Source organism: Streptomyces sp. B1866 (assembly GCF_031932565.1).
Lineage (GTDB): Bacteria > Actinomycetota > Actinomycetes > Streptomycetales > Streptomycetaceae > Streptomyces.
In genome coordinates, this window is the sequence record NZ_JAVSCF010000350.1 from 1,301 (window position 1) to 5,102 (window position 3,802).

Genomic DNA, 3,802 nt, shown 5'->3' on the forward strand with positions numbered 1-3,802 from the left:
CGCCCGCGCGGCCGACACCGCGCTGACCGCGGCGGCCACCTGGGCGGTGCTGGGCGGCACGAGCCTGGGCCGCGAGGCGCGGGCCGTGGGCGGCGCGCTGGCCGCCGGGGACCTGGTCGCGGCGCGGGAGCGGCTGCCGCACCTGTGCGGCCGCGACCCGCGCGCGCTGACGGGGCAGCAGCTCGCGCGTGCGGTCGTGGAGTCGGTCGCGGAGAACACCTCCGACGCGGTGGTGGGCGCGCTGGTGTGGGGCGCCGTCGGCGGCGTGCCGGGGCTCGTCGGCTTCCGGGCCGTCAACACCCTGGACGCGATGGTGGGCCACCGGTCGCCGCGGCACCTGCGCTTCGGGTGGGCCGCGGCACGGCTGGACGACGTGGCCGGGTGGCCGGGCGCGCGGCTGACGGCCCTGCTGGCCACCCTGGCCGGCCCCGACCCGCGCGGCGCGTGGCGGGCCTGGCGGCGCGACGGCGGCCGCCACCCGAGCCCGAACGCCGGGCCGGTGGAGGCCGCGTTCGCCGGCGCCCTGGGCGTGCGGCTCGGCGGCACCCTGGCGTACGGCGGCCGGGTCGAGCACCGGCCGGTGCTCAACGGCCGGGCGCGGCCGGTGGAGACCGCAGACGTCGAACGGGCGGTGCGGCTCTCGCGCCGCGTGGCGGCCCTGGCGCTCGCCGTATCGGTCGGCGCGCGGGCCGCGGCGGGCGCCGTACGCGGCCCGGGGCGGGCCGCCGGGGCGCGCGGGGAAGGAGCGGGCCGGTGACGGACGGGAAGGGCCGGGCGGAGGACGGGACGCGGGCCGCTGCGGACGGACGGCCCGGCGGCCTGCCGCCCGCGCGGGCGGTGCCAGGCGGCCGGCGGGCGCGCGGCGGCTCGCTGCTGGTCGCGGGGACGACCTCGGACGCGGGCAAGAGCGTGGTCACGGCGGGCATCTGCCGCTGGCTGGCCCGCAAGGGGGTGCGCGTCGCGCCGTTCAAGGCGCAGAACATGTCCCTGAACTCCTTCGTCACCCGCGACGGAGCCGAGATCGGCCGCGCCCAGGCCATGCAGGCCGCCGCCGCGCGCGTGGAGCCGAGCGCGCTGATGAACCCGGTGCTGCTCAAGCCGGGCGGCGACCGCACCAGCCAGGTGGTGCTGCTCGGCCGGCCGGTGGGCGAGCTGAGCGCACGCGCGTACGTCGAGGGCGCGACGCCGGGGGCGCCCGGCTCGTCGCCGTACGCCGGAGGCCGGGCGGAGCTGCTGCGGACCGTCACGGAGTGCCTGGAGGAGCTGCGGCGCACCCACGACGCGGTGATCTGCGAGGGCGCGGGCAGCCCCGCCGAGATCAACCTGCGGCGCACCGACATCGTGAACATGGGTCTCGCGCGGGCCGCCGGGCTGCCGGTCGTCGTGGTCGGCGACATCGACCGGGGCGGGGTCTTCGCGTCCTTCTTCGGCACCACCGCGCTGCTGTCGCCCGAGGACCAGCGGCTGGTGGCCGGGTACCTGGTGAACAAGTTCCGCGGCGACGTGTCGCTGCTGGAGCCCGGCCTGGACATGCTGCGCGGCCTGACCGGCCGTCCGGTGCTCGGCGTGCTGCCGTACGCGCACGGGCTGGGCATCGACGAGGAGGACGGGCTGCGGGTGTCGCTGCGCGGCGCGGTGCGGGAGAGCGCCGTGGCGCCGCCGGTGGGCCGGGACGTGCTGCGGGTGGCGGTGGCCGCCGTGCCGCTGATGTCCAACTTCACGGACGTCGACGCGCTGGCCGCCGAACCGGGTGTGCTCGTGCGGTTCGTGGACCGGCCCGAGGAGCTGGCCGACGCGGACCTGGTGGTGCTGCCCGGCACGCGCGGGACGGTACGGGCTTTGGCGTGGCTGCGCGAGCGGGGCCTGGCCGACGCGGTGGCACGCCGGGCGGCGGAGGGGCGGCCGGTACTGGGCGTGTGCGGCGGCTACCAGATGCTCGGCGAGCGCATCGAAGACGACGTCGAGTCGCGGGCCGGGACGGTGGCCGGTCTCGGGCTGCTGCCGGTGCGGGTGCGGTTCGCCGCGGACAAGACCCTGGCGCGCCCGGCCGGCCGGGCGCTCGGCGAGCCGGTGGCGGGCTACGAGATCCACCACGGGGTGGCGGAGCTGCGCGGGGACGCGTACGAGCCGTTCATCGAGGACGGCCGGGGCGGGGCCCTGGACGGCTGCCGGGTGGGCTCGGTGTGGGGCACGCACTGGCACGGCTCACTGGAGAGCGACGGGTTCCGGCGGGCGTTCCTGCGCCGGGTCGCCGACGCGGCGGGCCGGTCGTTCGTGCCCGCGCCCGACACAAAATTCGGTGCCCTGCGCGAGGAACAACTCGACCGTCTCGGCGATCTCATTGAAGAGCACGCGGACACCGGCGCGCTGCTGCGGCTGATCGAGGAGGGGCCGCCCCGGGGGCTGCCCTTCGTCCCTCCGGGGGCGCCGTGACCTCCGGGTCCGGCCTCGGGCGGCGGCGCGCCGCCGTCCGGGGAGGACGGGCACGCAGGCGGCCGGAGGGCGGCCACCGGCCGGAAAGGCCACGGGCAGGGGCCGGAAGGCCGGGGACAGAGGCCGGAAGGCCGCAGGCAGAGGCCGGAAGGCCGCAGGCAGAGGCCGGAAGGCCGCAGGCAGAGGCCGGAAGGCCACGGAAACCGGCCGGAAGGCCACGGGAAGGAGCCACCCGCGCATGAGCACCCCCTATCCGTTCACGGCGATCGTCGGCATGGCCGGCCTGCGGCTGGCGCTGCTGCTCAACGCGGTCTCGCCGGCCGTCGGCGGCGTGCTGGTGCGCGGCGAGAAGGGCACCGCGAAGAGCACCATGGTGCGCGCGCTGCCGGGCCTGCTGCCCGAGGTGCGGGTGGTCGCCGGATGCCGGTTCTCCTGCGATCCGGCCGCGCCGTTCGACGGCTGCCCGGACGGCCCGCACGAGCCGGGCCCCGGCGTGGCGCGCGCGGCGCGGATGGTGGAGCTGCCCGTCGGCGCGTCCGACGACCGGCTGGTGGGCGCGCTGGACCTGGAGCGGGCGCTGGCGGAGGGCGTGAAGGCGTTCGAGCCGGGCCTGCTGGCGGACGCGCACCGCGGCGTGCTCTACGTGGACGAGGTCAACCTGCTGCACGACCACGTGGTCGACCTGCTGCTGGACGCCGCGGCCATGGGCGCCTCCCACGTGGAGCGCGAGGGCGTCTCGGTGCGGCACGCGGCGCGCTTCCTGCTGGTGGGCACGATGAACCCGGAGGAGGGCGAGCTGCGGCCCCAACTGCTCGACCGGTTCGGTCTCACGGTGGAGGTCGCCGCCTCCCGGGACCCCGGCGAGCGGGTGGAGGTGGTGCGCCGCCGCCTGGCGTACGACGCGGATCCGGCGGCCTTCGCCGGCCGGTGGGAGCCGGAGGAGGACGCGCTGCGCGCGCGGATCGCGGCGGCCCGCGCGCTGCTGCCGCAGGTGCGCCTGGGCGACGGGGCGCTGCGCCGGATCGCCGCGGTGTGCGCGGCCTTCGAGGTCGACGGCATGCGGGCGGACATCGTGACCGCGCGCGCGGCGACCGCGCTGGCCGCCTGGGCGGGGCGTACGGAGGTGCTGGTGGAGGACGTGCGGCAGGCCGCCCTGCTGGCCCTCCCGCACCGGCGCCGGCGCAACCCGTTCGACGCGCCCGGCCTGGACGAGGACAAGCTGGACGAGGTGCTGGAGGGCGAGGGCGGGGACGACGAGCCCGACCCGGGCGGGCCGGGCGGCGGCGAGGGCCCGCAGGCCGGGCCCGGCGCCCCGCCGCCGCCCCCGTCCGGCACGGCCGACTCGTCTGGCCCGCCCGCGCCGCGGGAC

At 78.5% G+C, this 3,802-nt stretch carries 3 protein-coding genes; all 3 read left to right on the forward strand.

What is annotated here, in order from left to right; translation table 11 throughout:
- Positions 1 to 757, forward strand: a 757-nt coding sequence (locus tag RKE29_RS27780) for a CobD/CbiB family cobalamin biosynthesis protein (RefSeq protein ID WP_312008434.1), incomplete at its 5' end; no start/stop codon positions are given.
- Positions 758 to 837: 80 nt separating this feature from the next.
- The gene (locus tag RKE29_RS27785) at positions 838 to 2,433 is read left to right on the forward strand and encodes a cobyric acid synthase (RefSeq protein WP_312008437.1); all 1,596 of its coding nucleotides are present in this window, start codon (positions 838 to 840) and stop codon (positions 2,431 to 2,433) included.
- A 238-nt stretch (positions 2,434 to 2,671) separates the two neighbouring features.
- Positions 2,672 to 3,802: ATP-binding protein (locus tag RKE29_RS27790; protein ID WP_312008435.1), on the forward strand; the 1,131-nt coding region annotated here is incomplete at its 3' end.